Annotated in this window: 18 protein-coding genes and 1 pseudogene; 13 read left to right on the top strand and 6 right to left on the bottom strand. The window is 48.0% G+C overall.

Features of this window, described 5'->3' with window-relative positions; all coding sequences use genetic code 11:
- Window positions 1-77: 77 nt before the first annotated feature.
- The 3 genes from hisH to hisC form a co-directional block, all read right to left on the bottom strand.
- Window positions 78-722, bottom strand: coding sequence for an imidazole glycerol phosphate synthase subunit HisH (hisH, locus tag CYJ98_RS00770; RefSeq protein WP_101755912.1), 645 nt, complete (start codon window positions 720-722; stop codon window positions 78-80).
- A gap of 168 nt (window positions 723-890) precedes the next feature.
- Entirely contained in the window at window positions 891-1,847 is a 957-nt protein-coding gene (gene hisB, locus CYJ98_RS00765; RefSeq protein WP_101755911.1) for an imidazoleglycerol-phosphate dehydratase HisB, read from the bottom strand.
- A gap of 19 nt (window positions 1,848-1,866) precedes the next feature.
- A complete protein-coding gene (gene hisC / locus CYJ98_RS00760) occupies window positions 1,867-2,952 on the bottom strand; it encodes a histidinol-phosphate transaminase (RefSeq protein WP_101755910.1) in 1,086 nt (361 codons plus the stop codon).
- Between the two features lie 217 nt (window positions 2,953-3,169).
- Between hisC and CYJ98_RS00755 the strand changes: the two genes are divergently transcribed.
- The 9 genes from CYJ98_RS00755 (at window position 3,170) to rplS (ending at window position 12,077) form a co-directional block, all read left to right on the top strand.
- A complete protein-coding gene (locus tag CYJ98_RS00755) occupies window positions 3,170-3,526 on the top strand; it encodes a DUF2069 domain-containing protein (RefSeq protein WP_101755909.1) in 357 nt (118 codons plus the stop codon).
- Entirely contained in the window at window positions 3,523-5,355 is a 1,833-nt protein-coding gene (locus CYJ98_RS00750; RefSeq protein WP_101755908.1) for a PglL family O-oligosaccharyltransferase, read from the top strand. Before CYJ98_RS00755 ends, CYJ98_RS00750 begins: the two co-directional genes overlap by 4 nt.
- 207 nt (window positions 5,356-5,562) lie before the next feature.
- Window positions 5,563-6,240, top strand: coding sequence for a two-component system response regulator MisR (misR, locus tag CYJ98_RS00745; RefSeq protein WP_003748666.1), 678 nt, complete (start codon window positions 5,563-5,565; stop codon window positions 6,238-6,240).
- Between the two features lie 15 nt (window positions 6,241-6,255).
- A complete protein-coding gene (locus tag CYJ98_RS00740; protein WP_036493156.1) occupies window positions 6,256-7,653 on the top strand; it encodes a HAMP domain-containing sensor histidine kinase in 1,398 nt (465 codons plus the stop codon).
- Window positions 7,654-7,708: 55 nt separating this feature from the next.
- Window positions 7,709-10,099, top strand: coding sequence for a bifunctional acetate--CoA ligase family protein/GNAT family N-acetyltransferase (locus CYJ98_RS00735; protein ID WP_101755907.1), 2,391 nt, complete (start codon window positions 7,709-7,711; stop codon window positions 10,097-10,099).
- A gap of 75 nt (window positions 10,100-10,174) precedes the next feature.
- A complete protein-coding gene (gene rpsP, locus CYJ98_RS00730) occupies window positions 10,175-10,423 on the top strand; it encodes a 30S ribosomal protein S16 (RefSeq protein ID WP_003684452.1) in 249 nt (82 codons plus the stop codon).
- Window positions 10,424-10,438: 15 nt separating this feature from the next.
- Entirely contained in the window at window positions 10,439-10,948 is a 510-nt protein-coding gene (gene rimM / locus CYJ98_RS00725; RefSeq protein WP_003748672.1) for a ribosome maturation factor RimM, read from the top strand.
- Window positions 10,948-11,697, top strand: coding sequence for a tRNA (guanosine(37)-N1)-methyltransferase TrmD (gene trmD / locus CYJ98_RS00720; protein WP_101755906.1), 750 nt, complete (start codon window positions 10,948-10,950; stop codon window positions 11,695-11,697). Before rimM ends, trmD begins: the two co-directional genes overlap by 1 nt.
- A gap of 14 nt (window positions 11,698-11,711) precedes the next feature.
- On the top strand, window positions 11,712-12,077 hold the full coding sequence (gene rplS / locus CYJ98_RS00715) for a 50S ribosomal protein L19 (protein WP_003679470.1): 366 nt from the start codon (window positions 11,712-11,714) through the stop codon (window positions 12,075-12,077).
- 207 nt (window positions 12,078-12,284) lie between these two features.
- Here the strand turns inward: rplS and CYJ98_RS00710 are convergent, their stop codons facing one another.
- Window positions 12,285-13,694, bottom strand: coding sequence for a PepSY-associated TM helix domain-containing protein (locus CYJ98_RS00710; RefSeq protein ID WP_101755905.1), 1,410 nt, complete (start codon window positions 13,692-13,694; stop codon window positions 12,285-12,287).
- A gap of 345 nt (window positions 13,695-14,039) precedes the next feature.
- On the opposite strand from CYJ98_RS00710, the gene greA reads away from it, so the two are divergent.
- Window positions 14,040-14,516: a transcription elongation factor GreA gene (gene greA, locus CYJ98_RS00705; RefSeq protein ID WP_101755904.1), complete on the top strand. Its 477-nt coding sequence runs from the start codon at window positions 14,040-14,042 to the stop codon at window positions 14,514-14,516.
- Between the two features lie 98 nt (window positions 14,517-14,614).
- A pseudogene (locus tag CYJ98_RS00700) lies at window positions 14,615-15,043 on the top strand (DUF4149 domain-containing protein).
- Window positions 15,044-15,179: 136 nt separating this feature from the next.
- On the opposite strand, the gene CYJ98_RS00695 reads toward CYJ98_RS00700, so the two are convergent.
- Window positions 15,180-15,941, bottom strand: a complete 762-nt coding sequence (locus tag CYJ98_RS00695) for an OmpA family protein (RefSeq protein ID WP_063069187.1) — start codon at window positions 15,939-15,941, stop codon at window positions 15,180-15,182.
- Window positions 15,942-16,383: 442 nt separating this feature from the next.
- On the opposite strand from CYJ98_RS00695, the gene CYJ98_RS00690 reads away from it, so the two are divergent.
- Window positions 16,384-17,334: a CysB family HTH-type transcriptional regulator gene (locus tag CYJ98_RS00690; protein ID WP_101755945.1), complete on the top strand. Its 951-nt coding sequence runs from the start codon at window positions 16,384-16,386 to the stop codon at window positions 17,332-17,334.
- Window positions 17,335-17,420: 86 nt separating this feature from the next.
- Here CYJ98_RS00690 and fnr read toward each other — a convergent pair whose 3' ends face one another.
- Window positions 17,421-18,155, bottom strand: coding sequence for a fumarate/nitrate reduction transcriptional regulator Fnr (gene fnr, locus CYJ98_RS00685; RefSeq protein WP_039862092.1), 735 nt, complete (start codon window positions 18,153-18,155; stop codon window positions 17,421-17,423).
- Between the two features lie 162 nt (window positions 18,156-18,317).
- On the opposite strand from fnr, the gene hemN reads away from it, so the two are divergent.
- Complete coding sequence (gene hemN / locus CYJ98_RS00680; RefSeq protein ID WP_101755903.1) at window positions 18,318-19,739, top strand: oxygen-independent coproporphyrinogen III oxidase; 1,422 nt, start codon at window positions 18,318-18,320, stop codon at window positions 19,737-19,739.
- The last annotated feature ends 101 nt before the right edge of the window (window positions 19,740-19,840 follow it).

The raw sequence follows: 19,840 nt of genomic DNA, 5'->3' as shown, positions 1-19,840 counted from the left end.
TATTCAGTTTCAGTATATTTCAATTTCAGTATATTTTACACAAATTAGCGATTTTTAGTAGATTTATGTTAAAAGCCTCAAATCTGCCAATTTAAAAAATTACGCAGCAGCAACAATCCTGCCTGATGGCTTTTCTCCGTGTGGAACTGTGTGGCAAACACATTGTCCTTACCGACAATGCAGGCAAATTCATTCGGATATTCGCTGACGCCTAAAACAATCTCTTCATTTTTCGGTGCAAAATAATAGCTGTGAACAAAATAAAAATACTCGTTCTGCCCAATGTCTTGAAATAAAGGATGAGGACGGGTTTGGCGCACTGTATTCCACCCCATATGCGGCACTTTCAGACGGCCTCCTTGCTCATCGGTTTGATTGGGCAAAAACCGTTTTACTTGCCCTTCAAACCAACCCAAACCATCTGTATCGCCTTCTTCGCTGTGTTCAAACAATAATTGCGCACCTACGCAAATGCCAAAAAACGGCTTGTTTTTCAGGCCGTCTGAAACCGCCTCACCCAAACCGCTTGCCTTCAGCGCCGACATACAGTCCGGCATGGCACCCTGCCCCGGAAAGATTACCTTATCCGCCGCCATCACTTCTTCAGGCCGCGAAGTCAGATAAACCTCGGCATTTTGATTAGACAAAACCTGCGCCGCCTGAACAGATTTCAATACTGAGTGCAGGTTTCCCATTCCATAATCAACAATCGCTACTTTCATTGCTTCTCCTCAGGCCGTCTGAAAACATTTAATGATTAATATAATAATAAGAATGATTGTAGCAAAAGATGGTTTAAAACAAAATATTGTCGATATACAAGACAAATAATAAAGGCCGTCTGAAATCCCGATCGGTTTCAGACGGCCTTTATTCATTCACACGATGCTTTATTCTTCAGATGCGGCTTCTGCTTCTTCCTGAACAGACTCTTCGCTCAGCGTGCCTTTGGTAGAAGGCGTTTGACCCATCATGCGCGGATCGTATTCAACCGCCATGCGCAATGCGCGGCCGAAGGCTTTGAAAACAGTCTCGGCTTGATGATGTGCATTACGACCGCTCAAGTTATCGATGTGCAAAGTCATCATGCTGTGGTTCACAAGCCCATGGAAAAATTCTTCAAATAAATCAACATCAAAACGACCGATCAGGGCGCGGGTAAAGTCGATGTTGTATACCAAGCCGGGGCGGCCGGAAAGGTCGATGACTACACGGCTCAACGCTTCATCCAGCGGAACATAGGCATGGCCATAGCGGGTAATGCCGGCTTTATTGCCAAGCGCTTGTTTCAGTGCCTGACCCAATACGATACCGATGTCTTCAACCGTGTGATGGTCGTCAATGTGCAAATCGCCTTTGCAGGTAATATCCAAGTCAATTAAACCATGACGCGCTACTTGGGCAAGCATGTGTTCAAGGAAAGGAACGCCGGTATCCAAGCGGCATTTGCCGGTACCGTCAAGATTGAGGCTGACGGTAATTTGGGTTTCGCTGGTATTACGGGTAACGGTAACAAAACGGCCTTCGGTTGAAACACCAGCTTCGGCTGCTTCGACAGTTTGTTTTTCCAAACGCGCCGCTTCAACCGCTGCTGCTTTTTCTTGGTCTTTGCTGTGATCACGGTTCAACCAGCCTTTGCGTTTGTGCATGCCGGATTCCAACTTCGCAGCCAGGCTCGGACGAATGCCGCGAGCAGACTCATCGCCTGCTTGTTGTTCCAAACGGCGTTTGAGCTGAGACAAAGAGGCGGAGTTTTCATAACCGCATGCGCGTGCAAGCTTGGTCAATGAGCCGGCTTCTTCAACCAGTAACAAAAAATTGGTCAAATGCAATTGAGCTTTATTCATAATGGTAGTTTCCTTGAAATCAAAGATTGGGGTAAAGGTTTTTAATAACAGCCAAGACGGCATCATTTTGCGCTGCCGAGCCTATGGTTATGCGGACACACTGATCCAAAAGCGGATGGCTGCCATGCAGTTTTTTAATCAGTATGCGGTTTTGCTTCAATGTTTCAAACAGCCCGTTCGCATCAGGAACGCAAACGGTAATAAAGTTGGCTTCGCTCGGAAAAACTTCCAAACGGTTTAATTTCAACAATTCATTCATCACGCGCGAACGCTCATTTTTTAATGTATCAATGTTTTGCTGAATGATTTGATGATGTTTCAATGAGAATTTTGCCGCCGCCAAGCTTAATTGATTCATGTTGTAAGGCGGAAGAATTTTAGCCAGTTCACCCATAATGCTTGGACTTGCCGCCGCATATCCCATCCGCAAGCCTGCAAAACCGATTTTACTGATGGTGCGCATTACGACCAGATTTTCGACTTCGCCCGCCCACGGAAGGAAACTGTCATGATGAAACGCGCCATATGCCTCATCGACAACCACAATGCCGGTAGCCGCACGAATGACCTCCTCTACTTCTTCTCGTTTAAAGCACACGCCGGTAGGATTATTGGGATAGGCAATAAAAATTAATGACGGCTGATGTTGCTCGATAGCGGACAAAACGGCAGGGAGATTTAAAGTGAAATCCGTATTTAAGGGAACGCTGACATATTCCATGCCATAAAGCGCGGCATTATGACGATACATAACGAAACTTGGCTCAATACCCAATACACGCGCATTTGGTTTGGCAACCAGCATAGTCAAAAATTGGATAAGCTCGTCGGAGCCGTTACCCAACGCGATTTCCGCCTTATCGGGAATACCGAAAACCTCCCTCAATTCTTCATAAATACCGCTCTTGGCAGCATGGGGATACAAATGAATCGGTGCCTGCTTTGCCAAATCCGCCCATTCTGACAATAAAGATTCATACCCGGCGAAAGGATGATGCGGACACTCCATGGCGTCCAACTTAATAAAACCTTCCGGAAAATCGGCAACCTGATAGGCTGTCATTACTTTAATATCATCACGGATAACATCAGCAACGCGATTCATGGTTTTCTATCCTCCTGAGATAAAGTGTTTATAATAGTAGCACAATCTTTACTAGATATATATATTAATAAGACTATAAAACAAGATAAAGTTTCATTTGTTTGAAGAAAAACAATAAATCCTTTCTTCAGCATCTTTAAGCAATATTCTTGGCTTCTCCCGCCTTTTTAGCGGTATAATTTTGAGTTTTCCAGTACGGCTTTACGCCCTCAATATTGTGAACAATACACGCTCCCCATTACCGTATCTTGTAACTTCCATAAGCCTTATCCTGCTGATTCTGCTTTCCTTGTCATGGGAATTGTGGATCGCACCATTGCGCGAAGGCGGCTCATGGCTGGCACTGAAAGCCCTGCCGCTGTGCCTGCCGTTGACCGGTATTTTGAAAAAACGCATCTACACTTATCAATACAGCTCCATGCTGATTCTGATTTACTTTGCCGAAGCCTGTATGCGCCTGGCAGACACAGCCGTCGCCAGCCGGATTTGCGCCGCCGTTTCCGTATTATTGTGCATTACTTTTTTCCTTGGCTGCCTTGCATTTATCAAACAACAAAAACACACATCAAAATGACCTACCACACACTTTCAGACGGCCTGACCCAATCTTCAGTAAAACCCTTTTGGCCTTTATGGCTCAGTTTTCTTTGGATTTGCGCCGTCCCTTTTCTTTCACTCTACCGAGTCGGCCCATTGCCCAGCTTTTATCTGGAAGCCATCTCACTGAGCGGCTCATTGGTACTGACATTGATTAGCGCACACAAAGGCCTGCTGAATATCCGTCTTCCAGCACTCAGTCTCGGTTTGTTTGCCATGGCTGCATTTTGGTCGCTCCAAGCGCGCTTCATGCATTCCACCTACCCCGGTATGAGCGACATCACTGCCTGGACCTTTGTCATTTTGGCACTGGGCGCATGGTCGGTTCGCGGCTGGGTAGCAGCTTATGGACAAGAACGCATCGTCAGCATCTTTGCTTGGTCTTTATTGATAGGGGCAACCATACAGGCCGCTATCGTCTGGCTGCAATTTAAAGGCTGGTCCAACGTAGAATGGTTGGACGGCATCATTGCCCGAAGCAACGGCACCGTAAACGGCCAACTCGGCCAACGCAACCATTTGGGACATTATTTAATGTGGGGCATTTTGGCGGCATCCTACTTATGGACGGAGCGCAAAATGTCCAATGCAGCAGGTTTTCTGTTCGTATTGGCTTTGACTGCGACCCTCGGCCTTGTCAACTCGCGCACCATCTTAGGCTACATTGCCGCCCTATTCCTGATTACGCCGTTATGGTTTTGGCGTACCCATTTCCAACACAAACGCGCACTGTGCATTTTTCTCCTGACCGCCATCCTGGCCGCCGCTTTCCAATTCGGTATGGGCAGCCTGTTGGACTTGTTTGGCAACGTCAAATACGAAACCGCTGTCGAACGCGCAGGCACCAGCGGTTTTGAAGGTTCCATGCGCCAAATCGAATGGAGCAAGGCATGGATTGCCTTTCAATCCGCACCTTGGTTCGGCCATGGCTGGAACAGTTTTGCCCAACAAACCTTCCTGATCAATGCCCAACAACAATACTTCCCCAACAACATCCTCGGCGTACTATTTACCCATTCGCACAATATCGTCATGCAGTTATTGTCCGAAATGGGCATTGCCGGCACCTTGCTCGCAGCCTTAACCCTGCTTACAGCTGTGTGGCGACTATCGGGACGCAACCAAACACCGGCCTCGCTGTTTTTACTGACTGCCGCCGCCGTCAGCCTCTGTCACAGCATGCTCGAATATCCACTTTGGTATATCTACTTCCTTACCGTATTCAGCCTAATTCTGTCTCTGACACCTTCTTATCCGAAAGATGTTTCAGACGGCCCTTTATCTAGCCGAATCAGACAATGGGCAGGCGGTATAGCCGCTTTATCGATTTTAATCGGCATGGCAAACCTCAGCTGGGAATATCAAAATCTGACCCAATATAGCCGTGTAGGGAAAACCGATGATCAGCAAACAGTTCAAAATAAAATCGACGGCTTGCGGCAGCTCTCCAAAGAAAGCCCCATGCTTGCCTATTACGCCGATTTAAGTTTGAGCAAACGTGCCGACCCGACCGATGCCTACATCCGCCCGTGGGCAGAAGAAGCCGCACTCAAAGCCCTGACCTACCGCCCCTACTCCAGCGCCTATCAAGTCGGCCTCTACCTCTACCGACAAGGCAAAAAAGAAGAAGGTGCGCAATGGATGCAGGCAATGCAATATTATTATCCTTATATGATGTATTTCTACGCCGACAAAATACGCAGTCACCCGGCATTCGCTCCCTTGCTGCCCAAACTTTTGTCCGATTGCAAAGATTTCATCAACGCACCGAAACACCAAACCGCCCAATCATGCGACAAACCCTGAACAAAACACGCCCAATTGTCAGTTTGTCCTTACAGGCCGTCTGAAAATGTAAAGAGCAGCGAGTTTCTATGCAAAAAAGCGCAAAAGCACAGAAAATTACGCTATCAACAAAAGCAGATTGCATGTTAAGATTGAACACAACTCTATTTTAAGCGCCGCACCGCCTATTTAGTACCGCGGCGCATACAATCACGAAAAGGAAATTCCATGAGTCGCGTATTACTCGTAGATGACGATGCTCTCTTGACCGAATTGCTGACCGAATACCTGACTGCCGAAGGCCTCAACGTTCATAGCGTTCCCGACGGCGAAGCCGGCGTTCAAGAAATTCTGACCGGACAATACGATGTCGTCGTATTAGACTCCATGATGCCTAAAATGAACGGTTTGGACGTACTGAAAAACGTACGCACCCAAAGCACCGTACCCATCATCATGCTGACCGCGAAAGGCGACGACATCGACCGCATCATCGGTCTGGAAATGGGTGCGGACGATTACGTACCGAAACCATGCACACCGCGCGAACTCTTGGCCCGCATCAACGCCATCCTGCGCCGTGCGCAACACAGCAACGAACAAAACAACGCGCCTAACAGCATTTCCGTCAGCGACGTCGTTTTGTACCCGGCCAAACGCCAAGCCAGCATCAAAGACACTCCGCTCGAGTTGACCAGCACCGAATTCAACCTGCTCGAAGTTTTAATGCGCCACGCCGGACAAGTCGTCAGCAAAGAGACCCTGTCTATTGAGGCACTCGACCGCAAACTGGCTAAATTTGACCGCAGCATCGACGTACATATCTCCAGCATCCGCCACAAATTGGGCGATGCCTCCTTGATTCAAACCGTACGCGGCTTAGGCTACCTGTTTGTTAAAAACTAAAGATTAAACAGATCAATGAAACTGTTTCAACGCATCTTCGCCACATTTTGCGCAGTCATCGTCTGCGCAATCTTTGTGGCGAGTTTTTCATTTTGGCTGGTACAAAACACCCTCGCCGAAAACCAATTCAACCAACGCCGCACCATCGAAACCACATTGATGAGCAGCATCATCTCCGCGTTTAACTCGCGCGGAGACAGCGGTGCGCGCGAAATTCTTTCGGAATGGAAAAACAATCCGGTTTCCAATGCCGTTTATGTGATTACCGGCGACGATAAAAAAGATATTTTAGGCCGCAATATCGACAGCCTGTCCATCGAACGCGCCCGCATCTTTGCCATCAACAACCCCGAATCCGATTTAGCCCACATCGAATACGACCGTTTCGGCGAAGAATACCTCTTCTTCATTAAAGGCTGGGACAATCATCAAGCCCAACGCCTCCCTAGCCCGCTCTTCATTCCCGGCCTGCCGCTCTCGCCTATTTGGCACGAATTTATCATTCTGTCTTTCATCATCATCGTCGGCCTCTTGATGGCATATATCCTTGCCAACAACATCACCAAGCCCATTAAAATTCTTGGCGGCGGCATGGACAGAGTAGCCAACGGCGAACTCGAAACCCGCATTTCCCAACAAGTTGATGACCGTGACGACGAATTGTCCCACCTTGCCGTACAGTTCGACAAAATGGCCGAAAAGCTTGAAAAACTTGTGGCCAAAGAGCGTCATTTGCTCCACCACGTTTCTCATGAAATGCGCTCGCCGCTGGCGCGTATGCAGGCGATTGTCGGCCTGATTCAATCTCAGCCGCAAAAGCAAGAGCAATACCTCAAGCGGCTTGAAGGCGAGCTGGTGCGCATGGATACTTTGGTAGGTGAATTATTGACCCTCTCCCGCCTGGAGACCTCCAACATTCCTTTGGAAAAAGAAAACCTCAAACTCGTTCCGTTCCTGACCAACTTGATTGAGGACAACCAAAGCATTGCCCACCAAAACAATCAAAGCGTTACCCTGAGCATTGACCCTAAAATCCCTGAAAATGCCGTGATCAGTGCCAACGAAGGCTATCTGTACCGCGCCTTTGACAACGTTATCCGCAACGCCATCAACTACAGCCCGGAAGGCAGTACCATTCAGGCCCATATCGGACAAGACGGCAAACACTGGATTATCGATGTTACCGACAACGGCCCGGGGGTCGATGAAATGCAGCTTCCGCATATTTTTACCGCCTTTTATCGTGCCGACTCCAGCGCACACAAGCCCGGTACCGGCTTGGGACTTGCCTTGACGCAACACATCATGGAGCAGCACTGCGGCAAAATCATTGCTGAAAATATCAAACCCAACGGCCTGAGGATGCGTTTCATCCTTCCCAAAAAGAAAGCCGGAGACAAAAAAGAAGCCTAAAAATAAGGCCGTCTGAAACTTTTCAGACGGCCCAAAACACAAATAAGGAACCATCATGAATGCAACCGTCCAAACCGGCTACTTCTTCATGCCCGAACACATCATCCTTGTCGGCGCCAGCGAACGTCCGCACAGCCTTGGTGAACGCATTTTCAGCCACCTGCTCGGTTCCTCATATCAAGGCAAAATCACGCCCGTCAATCTCCGCCACAGCAGCGTCGCCGGCCTCCCTTCCTACTCCAGCCTCAGCAAAATTCCAGGCCAGGCCGACTTAGTTGTCGCCGTCATCCCGCACGACCATTACGACACACTGTTCAAAGCCTGCCGCAAAAAAGGCCTGCGCCACATTATCCTGATCCAAGATTGGGAAAACCTGCCGCCCGAATCCTGCAAAAACGCCCGTTCCATCATTCAAAAATATCACGGCGACGAATTAAACATTAGCGTATGTAACAGCGCAGGCGTCCAACTTCCCTCACTCAATCTCAATATCGGCACCCAAGCCGACTATCCGGCCGGCCATATCGCATTACTTACCGGCCACAGCACTGTCAGCCGCAACATCAACCACCTGCTGAACACAATGCATCAAGGCGTATCGCGCCACATCAGCCTCAACTACAACCTAAGCCCCACCACCTCCGCCGACTGGCTCAACCGCTTCGGCCACAACCGCCATACCAAAGTTGCCGTCATCCACTACAATCCGGCCGAAAACCAACGCGAGCTGTTCAGCGCCATCCGACACTTTACACGCCACACCCCGCTTATCCTGTTGTCCACACACCATACCAACGACACAGACAAAGCCGTCCTACACAGCCTCAGCCGCCATTGCAACTTCCTGCCGGTATTCAATATCAACGAACTCGAAGCAGCCTTAAAAGCCCATCTTTCCGGCATTCCCGTCATTACCCATCCCACTATTTTGTCCGATACGCCGATAGAATGGCTGCGCAGCACCGCCGATGCCTGCCAATTGACCCTCAACCTCCCAACCGACGCACCATCCATCCAACAAGGCTGCATCGGCAGCGACCCCACGCCCGCACGCATCCACCGCCTGGCACTCGAACAATTGCAAAATCCGCACACCCAAGCCCTGCTCGGCATTATTTCGCCGGACACACCAGATGCGTACGGCATTCATCAAACACTGAATAACTTAGCACAAAAAACCAGCAAGCCCATTCTCATCAGCCATCGTTTTTCAGACGGCCTGACCCGGTTCAACACCCCGGAAGAAGCCTTGCTGACACTTTATTTCCGCAATCAAACCGCCTGTTTGCAACAAGCGCAAAACACCCCCGCCCCGGCCAAAACAGGCCGTCTGAAAACGCCTAAAAACAAAAGTATCGATAAAGCCATTGCATCCGGTCAAACCGAGCTGATGGCAGAGGCCCTGTACCTGCCTCCGTGCCAAACCCAAAAGCATAATGCCGTTCAATTCCGATTCAGCCGTCATCCCATTTACGGCAATATCCTTACCGCCCATTACAACGGCCAAACCCAAGCCGCATTACCGCTCTTTACCACGCTCGATATCCAGCGTTTAAGCCAATTTGCAAAACTTGACAATACTTCCGTTCTCAATCAATTCCTGCATTCCCTAAACACGCTTATCCACAACAATCAGCATATCGGCGACATCATCCTCAACTACAACGGCAGCCAATACAGCAGCACCATCATTCCCGAAATTGTGGAAAAACCAGCCGCGCCGACAACCAAAATCCCCAAAAAAGCCGTCCAAACCTTAGAACAGGCCGCCGCCAAAATGCAAAGTGCCGCCGCCTACCTCCAACAAAAAAATCCGGCCGCAGCCGAGTTTCTACGCAACACCGGCGAAGCCGCGTCCGAACTGCTGCATCCTAAAACCGAAACGCCCGAAATACAAAACGTACTCGCCCCCTACCCGAACCAAACCGACACATTCACTCTACCCGACGGCAACACCCTGCACATTCGCGCACTAGAGCCTGAAGATGCCGAAGCCAAACAAAAATTTGTCCGTCAATTACCCGCGGCCGACCGCTATACGCGCTTCATGACCCACACCAACGAATTGCCGCAGCCCACACTCGCACGGCTGACCCGCCCCGATTTCCATAACGAATGCGCATGGGCCGCCTTCGCTTCAGACGGCCGTATCATCGCAGTCAGCCGTTACAGCCGCATCAATCGCAACGAATGCGAGTTCGGCATTACATTGGCTGCCGAAGCCCGCAAAACCGGCTTGGCCGGCAAAATGATGAGCCTCATTATCCAAACTGCCACACAACAAGGTTATCAAACCATGAATGCGGAAATCCTCAAAGAAAACACACCGATGCTCAAACTCGCTGAAAAATCAGGATTTACCGTTGCCCCGTCGGAAACCGACCGCGGACTGTATCAAGCAAGCCTCGATCTGAACGCATGGCAAAACAGCAACAAAAACAAATAAAAACTTGCATAACCCGTGTGAAATATCCTAAAATTAGCGGTTTCTATATATCCGCATTTTTCAAAAGGACTCAAAATGGTAGTTATCCGTTTGGCTCGCGGCGGCTCAAAACACCGCCCTTTCTTCAACGTAGTCGTAACTGACTCTCGCAACCGTCGTGACGGTCGCTTCATCGAGCGCGTAGGTTTCTACAACCCCGTTGCCAACGAAAAACAAGAACGTGTACGTTTCGACGCTGACCGCATCAACCACTGGGTCGCTCAAGGCGCGAAGGTTAGCGATGCAGTTGCCAAACTGATTAAAGAGCAAAAAATCGCTGCTTAATCAGCTGAAACGACCATGACAGACACTCAAAAACGGGTAGCCATGGGCTACATCAAAGGCGTATTCGGCATTAAAGGCTGGCTTAAAATTGCCGCCAATACCGAATACACCGACAGCCTGCTGGACTACCCCGAGTGGCAGTTGTGCAAGGATGGCAAAACCCTGAATGTCACGCTTGAGGCAGGTAAAATTGTCAATGGCGAACTTCAGGTCAAATTTGAAGGTATAGACGATCGCGATCAAGCATTTGCCTTGCGCGGCTATACCATCGAAATTCCCAGAGAGTCATTCGCCCCTACTGAGGAAGACGAATACTACTGGGCAGATTTAGTCGGCATGACCGTCATCAACAAAGAAAACATCGTCCTCGGCAAAGTCAGCAACCTGATGGAAACCGGTGCCAATGATGTTTTGATGATTAAAGGCGAACACGGGCAAATCCTGATTCCCTTCGTCTCCAACTATATCGAATCTGTCGATACCGACAGCAAAACCATTATCGCCGACTGGGGTTTGGACTACTGATGCTGATTCAAGCCATCACCATTTTTCCAGAGATGTTCGACAGCATTGTCGAATATGGCGTTACAGGCAGGGCAAGAAAACAAAACCTTTGGCAGTTTCAAGCCATTAATCCCCGAAAATTTGCCGACAACAAACTTGGCTATATCGATGATCGCCCCTTCGGAGGCGGCCCGGGAATGATTATGATGGCGCCGCCGCTTCAAGCGGCAATTGAAGAAGCTAAAACAAACTCGCAAAAACCTGCCAAAGTAATTTATCTCAGTCCGCAAGGTCAGCCGCTGACACACAAAAAGGCTGCAGAACTTGCCAAACTGCCCCATCTTATCCTTCTATGCGGACGCTATGAAGGCATAGATGAAAGACTGTTGCAACGCAGTGTGGACGAAGAAATCAGCATTGGCGACTTTGTTGTTTCGGGCGGTGAATTACCCGCCATGATGTTGATGGATGCCGTCTTAAGATTGGTACCGGGTGTATTGGGCGATATACAGTCAGCCGAACAAGACTCATTTTCAGACGGCCTTTTAGACTGTCCTCATTACACCAAACCCGTAGAATTCCAAGGCATGATGGTTCCTAAGGTCTTACGCTCAGGAAATCATGGCTTGATTGCTGAGTGGCGATTAAAACAATCGCTGCGACGCACTTTAGAGCGCCGACCCGATTTACTGGAAAAGCGCAGTTTAATCCCAAAGGAATCCCGCCTCTTAAAAGAAATCTTGCAAGAGCAACAGGAAATCCAATCATAACTTAGGAAAAACAAATGAACTTGATTCAACAATTAGAGCAAGAAGAAATCGCTCGCTTGAACAAAGAAATCCCTGAATTCGCTCCAGGCGACACCGTTGTCGTATCTGTACGCGTGGTTGAGGGTTCTCGCAGCCGTCTGCAAGCATACGAAGGTGTGGTTATCGCCCGCCGCAACCGTGGCCTGAACAGCAACTTCATCGTTCGCAAAATCTCTAGCGGCGAAGGTGTAGAACGTACTTTCCAACTGTACTCTCCTACCGTAGAAAAAATCGAAGTTAAACGCCGTGGTGACGTACGTCGCGCTAAACTGTACTACTTGCGTGGCCTGACCGGTAAAGCAGCCCGTATTAAAGAAAAATTGCCTGCTCGCAAAGGCTAATCAATTTTATCAAAAACCCACTTCAATGAAGTGGGTTTTTTGTTTTTATACAAGATCTCCTCGTCTTTCTTACACAATCCTGTAAGCCAATCACAATTCCCATCTCACGCATAAACTTAAACAGAATCATAACCCCCTACTTTTGACCTTTATAAAAAAGGCCGTCTGAAATAAAAGATTCAGACGGCCTTGAATTACATCAGACAGTTATTTAAACCATCCCGCCAATGCCGGGATACGCGACAACAACAGTGTATCCAAAATCCAAATAACAGCGATTGCGGCAATGGCTGTTGGAAAAATCACAGCCAAAATCAGCAGTGGCACAGCCATTGCCCACCATACCGGCAATTTGATTTTCTGTGCAGGAGGAATTAAACCTCGCGCTTCCGAAGGACGGCGTTTCCACCACATCACACAGCCGCTGACACAGATAAAAATAATCGCCAGGCAAAACACAACATTCGCCAACACGCTCCACCAACCCAGCGTACCCATATGCAAAGCAATGCTTGCCGCCATGAACTTGCCAAACCAGTTGTAATCGTCAAAATGAATATCAGCCAGGATTTTGCCACTGTATTGATCAATGTGTACCGTACGGTCGGCGGTCGGACTAACCATATCGTAGCTCATTGAGTCTTGCGACAGCGTCCATACGCCGGTTTCGCCTTTAGGCAGGTTCAACTGATAGCGGCCTTTAAAGCCAATTTCGCGTGCAAAGCGGTCAACCGTTTCCAAAGTCATCGGTTCACTTGGATTAATGCCGTTTTCGCCCAGTGTCGTACCGGAAACCGGCATAGGCGTCAGCTCTAAAATCCACGGCACTTCTTTGGATTTGCCATCATTCAACACATCACCATGGGTTAGCACGGAAGATACCGGGTTAGGCTCCACACCCCATTTGCCGGCTGGGAATTGACTCCATGCCTGCACAGCCTTACCACCCCAAATACCTGCCCAAGCAATACCAGACAAACAGAACAGCAGCAAAATCAAAGAAACCCAAGAGCCAAATGCACCGTGTAGGTTGCGCCACCAAGAACGACCTTTGCCTGCTTTAGGCAAAAAAACAGCCTTCAGACTACGCTGTTTTACCCACCACAAATAAATACCGGTCACAATCATGATGATGGTTAGCGACGCAGCGGTTTCCAACAGGTAGTCCCCTGTCGCCCCAATCATAATATCGCCGTGGATTTCATCCATCGTGTGATACCAGCCTTGACCGCGCGGCATCGTGTTCACGACTTTTGCCGTATAGGGATCAACAGCAACCATAGTGGCTTTATCGTCATTGTTCACGCGGAATACGGCAACCATATCATCTGCGCGCGGCGCAATATATTGCACCACAGAGGCAGTTTCCGGATTCACAAACTGTCTGGCAGCTTCAGCCTGAGCCGACAAAGGCTGAACCACTGCCTGCGGCGTAACATGTATGCGTTCGCCCTCTTTACCGGTGATATTGGCAAATAGCAGCATTCCCAACCCTGTAACAGCGAGCAGGGTTAAAAACGGCGCAACCAAAAGTCCGGCATAAAAATGCCATCGCCAAACAGTCAAATAACGGCGGCTAGCCTGTTGTTCATTTTGGGAAGTTGGTTTTGTTTCCATATATTCTCTTTATATAGTTAAAGCAGACTAATTATTACGAATTAGCATCAGACATTTTAATCAAAAACATTCATTTAAGAAACCGTTTTTCCGATGAGGCTTTGAAATACTTCAATATTTAGTTTTCAGGCCGTCTGAAAAAACAAAATAGAACAGAAAACAACACTTTACTGAAAATCCGTTTTAATCATTGCGGTTTCGGCAGAATTTGGTAGAATACAGGCATTACTTATTTATTCATCAAGCCGCCAAGCTTTGGCGGCTTGTATTTTTATTTCCAATCCGGCTACCGCGCGTGGCCGGATAAAATTTTAAAAGCATCATCATGCTTTCATGGAGAACTCAATGCAAAAAATCCCTTTGACCGTCCGTGGTGCAGAATTGTTGAAACAAGAACTTCAACACCTCAAAAGCGTAGCACGCCCAGAAGTCATTGAAGCCATCGCCGAAGCACGTTCGCACGGCGACTTGTCTGAAAACGCAGAATACGAAGCCGCCAAAGAGCGTCAAGGCTTTATCGAAGGCCGCATCGCCGAGTTGGAACACAAACTCTCTATGGCGCACATCATCAACCCTGCCGAAATCCACGCCGAAGGCAAAATCGTATTCGGCACAACTGTGACACTGGAAGATTTGGAAACTGAAGAACAAGTTACCTACCAAATCGTCGGTGAAGATGAAGCAGACATCAAAGAACGCAAAATCTACGTTGGCTCCCCCATTGCCCGTGCCCTAATCGGCAAAGAAGAAGGCGATATTGCAGAAGTTCAAGCACCCGGTGGCGTGCGTGAATATGACATCATTGCCGTGCAATATATTTAAATAAACAAAAGGCCGTCTGAAAACATTTTCAGACGGCCTTTTGCTGTACCTAAAAACACCATAATTAAAGAAAATAAAATCTTCCCAGGAGAAGCATAATGAATCTACTATACAAAATTATCCAAACCGCTGCCGCCATGTGGCTTGGTATGCAGCTGACAGCAGGCTATGTTACTGCCCTGATCCTGTTCCGCCTCCTGCCCAAAATGCAGGCAGGAGAAATTGCCGGCATTTTGTTTGCTATTACAGCGATATGTGGTCTAGTTATTTTTGGCGCAGCCTATGCCTTTTTCAGAAAACAGCTGGCCTCACTTTCTTGGTGGATCTTAGTACTTTAGCTACTCTTAGCCTGCAACCATCTTTTGGTTACGCCGGTTATCGAGGCACACAAGTACGGGCTGGATAACTGGCTGCTGTCCCTAGTAGGCGGAACATTCGGTGTTTGGCACGGCTTATCCAGTATCATCTTTTTGATTTGCACAATACTCGCCGCTGTTTGCGTATGGAAATGGCCCAAGCCAAACTAAGCTGTTTTAATAAAAGGCCGTCTGAAAATAAATCTTTCAGACGGCCTTTTATTTTGAATCATGAATTTCCTGATTATTCAAATATAAGCCATAAAAAAAATGCCCTGCATATTGCAGGGCATTTTTCACAAACCAATTAAGGTTTAGCGTAACCGTGAACGCCATTGTAAGGAGCTGGGATCCAACCTTCATCAGTAGCAGGCAATTCGCCTTGACCTTCGATAGTTTGACCTGGAGCAACTTGACGAGTAACAACGCTGCGGATTTTAACATCAACGCGACGGTCAGGTTCGATACAAGCGATAAGAGCAGCACGTTTCTTAGCTTTAGAAACTTTTTTGCCCAGTTTAGCAACTTCAGCTTCACAAGTAGCAGTCATTTGAGCTTGAGATTCGCCCAGACCTACTGCAGAGATTTTGCTAGAAGCAACGCCACGGCCTACCAAGTAGTTAGCAACTACGTTGGCACGACGCTCAGACAGAGCTTGGTTGTATTGTTCAGAACCCATGAAGTCGGTATGACCTTCAACACGTACGGTTTGTACGCTTTCGTTGCTCAGGCGTTGGGCCAAAGCGTTGAGGTTTTCTTGAGCTTCAGGACGGAGGTTGTCTTTGTCGAAGCCGAACAGAGTTTTAGAAGACAGGGAAACAGTTTCATCAACATACTCAGGAGCTTGTTGTACAGGAGCAACTGCTTCGCGGTCACCACATTCAACACGGCCTTGGGTAGCTTTGTCGAAGTAGCTGTTTTTCCAGCATTCGCCGTAGTTGTTACGGACGATTTCTTGAGATTGGCTGCTTACGGTGTAACCGTGTTTGGTATGCGCTTCGCTGGCCATAGCGGTGCCAGAGGCAACCAAGGCAACGAACAATGCGCTTAATTTCAGCTGTTTGGTCATTTTATTCCCTCATCAAATTGTTATGCGGCGGACTAGGAAAGCAACCGCTGCAAAGTACCAATATACAGGCCGCAGTATCAAAACAGCGGCAAATCGGATATATCAGGTTGCACTATAAAGAAGCGCAAGGCAAACTGTCAATACTCGATGCCTTCAAACAATTATGAAGTGCCTGCTTCCTAGTAGTTAATCATGCCGAAAAATCAATCTTGTGTCATTAATTTAGGGCAAAATCAGCCAATTCACCCGCTCCAAGTTGTACAAAAACAACAAAACTTCATCCCCCTTTCATTCACAGATTTCCTGTTTTCATATCATTAAAAGATATTTTCATTAAAAACAAGCGTTTTCAAAACTCAGGGCAAAACCGGGCAAAATATGTTAAATTACAGACCGTTTGTCGCACAAAATCCACAATAACAACGTATCCGATACTGCTACCATGAAACTGCAACAATTACGTTACGCCCTTGAAGTTTACCGGCACAATCTGAATGTCTCCGAGGCTGCCGATGCGCTTTTTACATCCCAACCCGGCATTTCCAAACAAATCCGCCTGCTTGAAGAAGAATTGGGTATCCAAATTTTTATCCGCAGCGGCAAGCGTGTGGTTTCCGTTTCGCAACCGGGCAAAGCCGTGTTAGAAATTTCGGAACGAATTTTGCGCGATGTACAAAACATTAAAAATATCGGCAGCGAGTTTACCGATCATGACAGCGGCTCGCTGACCATCGCGACAACGCATACCCAGGCGCGTTATGCCTTGCCCAAAATCGTTGCGGAATTTGTCAAAAACTACCCCAAGGTCAATTTGACCATCAAACAAGGCAGCCCTTCTGCCATTGCGCAAATGGTCAGCAGCGGCGAAGCTGATTTGGCAATTATTACCGAACAGATTGATGATCATCCTGAGTTGGGCAAACTGCCCTGCTATGAATGGAACCATGCCGTCATTGTTCCGCATGACCACCCTCTTTTGGACTGCCGCAATCCTTTAAGCCTTGAAGATTTGGCTTCTTTTCCGCTGGTTACTTACGAATTTGCTTTTAATTCCGGCAGCAGCATTGCGCGTACATTTAATAAAGCGCATATTGAGCAACCTGATGTTGCCTTATCGGCTGCCGATACAGATGTATTGAAGACGTATGTCCGCTTAGGTTTGGGCGTTGGGTTAATGGCGAAAATGGCGTACGATCCCGCAGTCGATCAAGATTTACAGCTGATTGATGCGGCACACTTATTTGAACCGTCACCCACTTGGATAGCCTTACGCACCGATACCTACCTGCGCGGTTACGCGTATGACTTTATCCAGATGTTTGCACCGAAACTGACCAGAGAAGTAGTCAACCGCATTCTGTACACGCCGGTTGTTGAAGATTTTTCAATTTAATATCTGACTATCACTTGCGTAACTTAACAATTATTCTTTAATTCTTGTTAAAAAGGCCGTCTGAAATATTTCAGACGGCCTAAGATTCAGATAGCGTGCGAACAACCGGAAACCATTTTCTTCAAGGTTGTCGCATCTAAGATTTTGATGTGCTTGTGTTCAACCGAAATCAAGCCTTCATGATGGAATTTAGACAAGGTGCGGCTGACTGTTTCCAGTTTCAGCCCCAAATAGCTGCCGATTTCCTCACGCGACATCCGCAAAATAAAATCATTAGCGGCAAAACCTCGTGAATAGAGACGCTGGGACAAGTTGAGCAAGAATGCCGCCAATCGCTCTTCAGCGCGCATATTGCCCAAAAGCAACATAACGCCCTGATCTCGAACAATTTCGCGACTCATTAAGCGGAAAAAGTGAGAACGAAGACTGGGAATATCCTGTCCAAGTTCTTCAATATGTGTAAACGGAAGCTCGCATACCTCGCTGTCTTCCAAAGCCACAGCATCACAGCTGTGAATATGGGAACAAATCCCATCCATACCGATCAGCTCGCCCGACATAAAAAAGCCGGTTACCTGATCTCGTCCATCTTGGCTGGCGACTGTTGTCTTAAAGAAGCCCGCACGGATGGCAAACAAAGAGGTAAACGGCTCGCCGGCACGGAACAGGTATTCACCTTTTTTCAGACGGCGGCTTTGACGAATAACCGCGTCTAATTGTGAAAATTCGTTAGGCATCAGTCCGACAGGCAAACACAGCTCGCGTAAAGAACATGTGGAACACAAGGTTTTCATTTGATGTGTTGCATTGTGTGTAGCCATAACGCACCTTTAATTTGCTTAGTTCTCTCAATCCCTGATTAAGCCGAATAACTATTGACCCATGTCAAAGTCGGCATATCATTATGAGGCATTCTACCAAACTATCGAAATTTTGACTAAAATTTTCCCTAATTTCCTTACTTCATACTACAAGCCCCGACCATGAAAATCATCCCCATCTCAAATAACACCAACACAAACAATGAATTACCGGAATTCGACCGCGAATTGATTGCCAGTTTGCCATCAAGCGGTCCACGTTATACATCCTATCCGACCGCCGACCGCTTCCATGAAGGCTTTAAAGAAGCCGAATATATCCAAGCTTTAAACCTGCGCAACATGGGCGCGCTCAACAAACCCCTTTCACTCTACATCCACATTCCCTTCTGCAATACCATCTGCTATTACTGCGGCTGCAATAAAATCATTACCAAAGACAAAAGCCGTGCCGATGCCTATATCCAGTATCTGGAAAAAGAAATGGAATTGCTGGCACCGCATTTAGGCGGAAGACACCAGCTCGCGCAGCTCCACTTCGGTGGCGGCACGCCCACATTCCTGAGCGACGACCAACTCGAACGCGTCTTCGAAATGATCCGCAAATACTTCCAGCTCATCCCCAACGGCGAATACTCCATCGAAATCGACCCGCGCAAAGTCAGCCGCGAAACCGTCCTCAAGTTGGGCAAACTCGGTTTCAACCGCATGAGTGTAGGCATTCAAGACTTTGACCCTAAAGTGCAGGCAGCCGTCAACCGTATCCAAAGCTACGAAGAAACCAAAGAAGTGATTGATGCCGCGCGTGAAGCCGGGTTTAAATCAGTCAGCGTCGATTTGATTTACGGCCTGCCGCACCAAAACACCGAAAGCATCAAAACCACCATCGATACGGTCTTATCCCTCGATCCCGACCGCCTTGCCCTTTACCACTACGCCCACCTGCCGCATATCTTCAAACCGCAACGCCGTATCGACACCAATGTTGTCCCCGGCAGCGAAGAAAAACTCGATATGCTGCAATATTGCGTCCAAACCCTGACTGAGCGCGGCTACGTTTTCATCGGTATGGACCACTTTGCCAAACCTGATGATGAACTCTCCATCGCCCTCAAAGAAGGCTTCCTGCAACGCAACTTCCAAGGCTACTCGACCTATGCCGACTGCGACTTGGTGGCGATCGGCGTCTCCTCTATCGGCAAAATCGGCAGCACCTACTCCCAAAACGAGCGCGACATCGATGCCTATTACGCCGCACTCGATGCCGGATATCTACCGATTATGCGCGGCTACCAGCTTAATCAAGACGACATTCTGCGCCGCAACATCATTCAGGATTTGATGTGCCGCTTCTCGCTTGATTATCAAATTTACGAAAGCGTGTTCGGCATTCCGTTTAGCCGCTATTTTGTAGCGGAACTGGAAGATATGAAACAACTGGAAACCCTCGGTCTGGTCCGCCTCAAACCGCACGGCCTGACCGTTACGCCGAAGGGCCGTTTCCTGATCCGCAACATCGCCATGGTGTTCGACTACCATTTGCGCCATAAAGAAACCAAAGCCAAATACTCGCAAACCGTATAAACAGAAATGGGAAAGGTCGTCTGAAAATTTTCAGACGACCTTTGTTTTTATTTTCAATACTTTCGGGTAACATAAAACCATATTTTCCGCTTTATCAGAAT

The sequence above is a fragment of the Neisseria perflava genome (genome assembly GCF_002863305.2).
GTDB classification, from domain to species: Bacteria; Pseudomonadota; Gammaproteobacteria; order Burkholderiales; family Neisseriaceae; genus Neisseria; species Neisseria perflava_A.
This window is presented reverse-complemented; position numbering and strand designations above follow the sequence as displayed.

Excerpts from the sequence above, each read along its gene's own strand:
- hisH (WP_101755912.1), bottom strand. The coding sequence starts at position 722 with ATGAAAGTAGCGATTGTTGATTATGGAATGGGAAACCTGCACTCAGTA.
- hisB (WP_101755911.1), bottom strand. The coding sequence starts at position 1,847 with ATGAATAAAGCTCAATTGCATTTGACCAATTTTTTGTTACTGGTTGAA.
- hisC (WP_101755910.1), bottom strand. The coding sequence starts at position 2,952 with ATGAATCGCGTTGCTGATGTTATCCGTGATGATATTAAAGTAATGACA.
- CYJ98_RS00750 (WP_101755908.1), top strand. The coding sequence starts at position 3,523 with ATGACCTACCACACACTTTCAGACGGCCTGACCCAATCTTCAGTAAAA.
- misR (WP_003748666.1), top strand. The coding sequence starts at position 5,563 with ATGAGTCGCGTATTACTCGTAGATGACGATGCTCTCTTGACCGAATTG.
- CYJ98_RS00740 (WP_036493156.1), top strand. The coding sequence starts at position 6,256 with ATGAAACTGTTTCAACGCATCTTCGCCACATTTTGCGCAGTCATCGTC.
- CYJ98_RS00735 (WP_101755907.1), top strand. The coding sequence starts at position 7,709 with ATGAATGCAACCGTCCAAACCGGCTACTTCTTCATGCCCGAACACATC.
- rpsP (WP_003684452.1), top strand. The coding sequence starts at position 10,175 with ATGGTAGTTATCCGTTTGGCTCGCGGCGGCTCAAAACACCGCCCTTTC.
- rimM (WP_003748672.1), top strand. The coding sequence starts at position 10,439 with ATGACAGACACTCAAAAACGGGTAGCCATGGGCTACATCAAAGGCGTA.
- trmD (WP_101755906.1), top strand. The coding sequence starts at position 10,948 with ATGCTGATTCAAGCCATCACCATTTTTCCAGAGATGTTCGACAGCATT.
- rplS (WP_003679470.1), top strand. The coding sequence starts at position 11,712 with ATGAACTTGATTCAACAATTAGAGCAAGAAGAAATCGCTCGCTTGAAC.
- CYJ98_RS00710 (WP_101755905.1), bottom strand. The coding sequence starts at position 13,694 with ATGGAAACAAAACCAACTTCCCAAAATGAACAACAGGCTAGCCGCCGT.
- greA (WP_101755904.1), top strand. The coding sequence starts at position 14,040 with ATGCAAAAAATCCCTTTGACCGTCCGTGGTGCAGAATTGTTGAAACAA.
- CYJ98_RS00695 (WP_063069187.1), bottom strand. The coding sequence starts at position 15,941 with ATGACCAAACAGCTGAAATTAAGCGCATTGTTCGTTGCCTTGGTTGCC.
- CYJ98_RS00690 (WP_101755945.1), top strand. The coding sequence starts at position 16,384 with ATGAAACTGCAACAATTACGTTACGCCCTTGAAGTTTACCGGCACAAT.
- fnr (WP_039862092.1), bottom strand. The coding sequence starts at position 18,155 with ATGGCTACACACAATGCAACACATCAAATGAAAACCTTGTGTTCCACA.
- hemN (WP_101755903.1), top strand. The coding sequence starts at position 18,318 with ATGAAAATCATCCCCATCTCAAATAACACCAACACAAACAATGAATTA.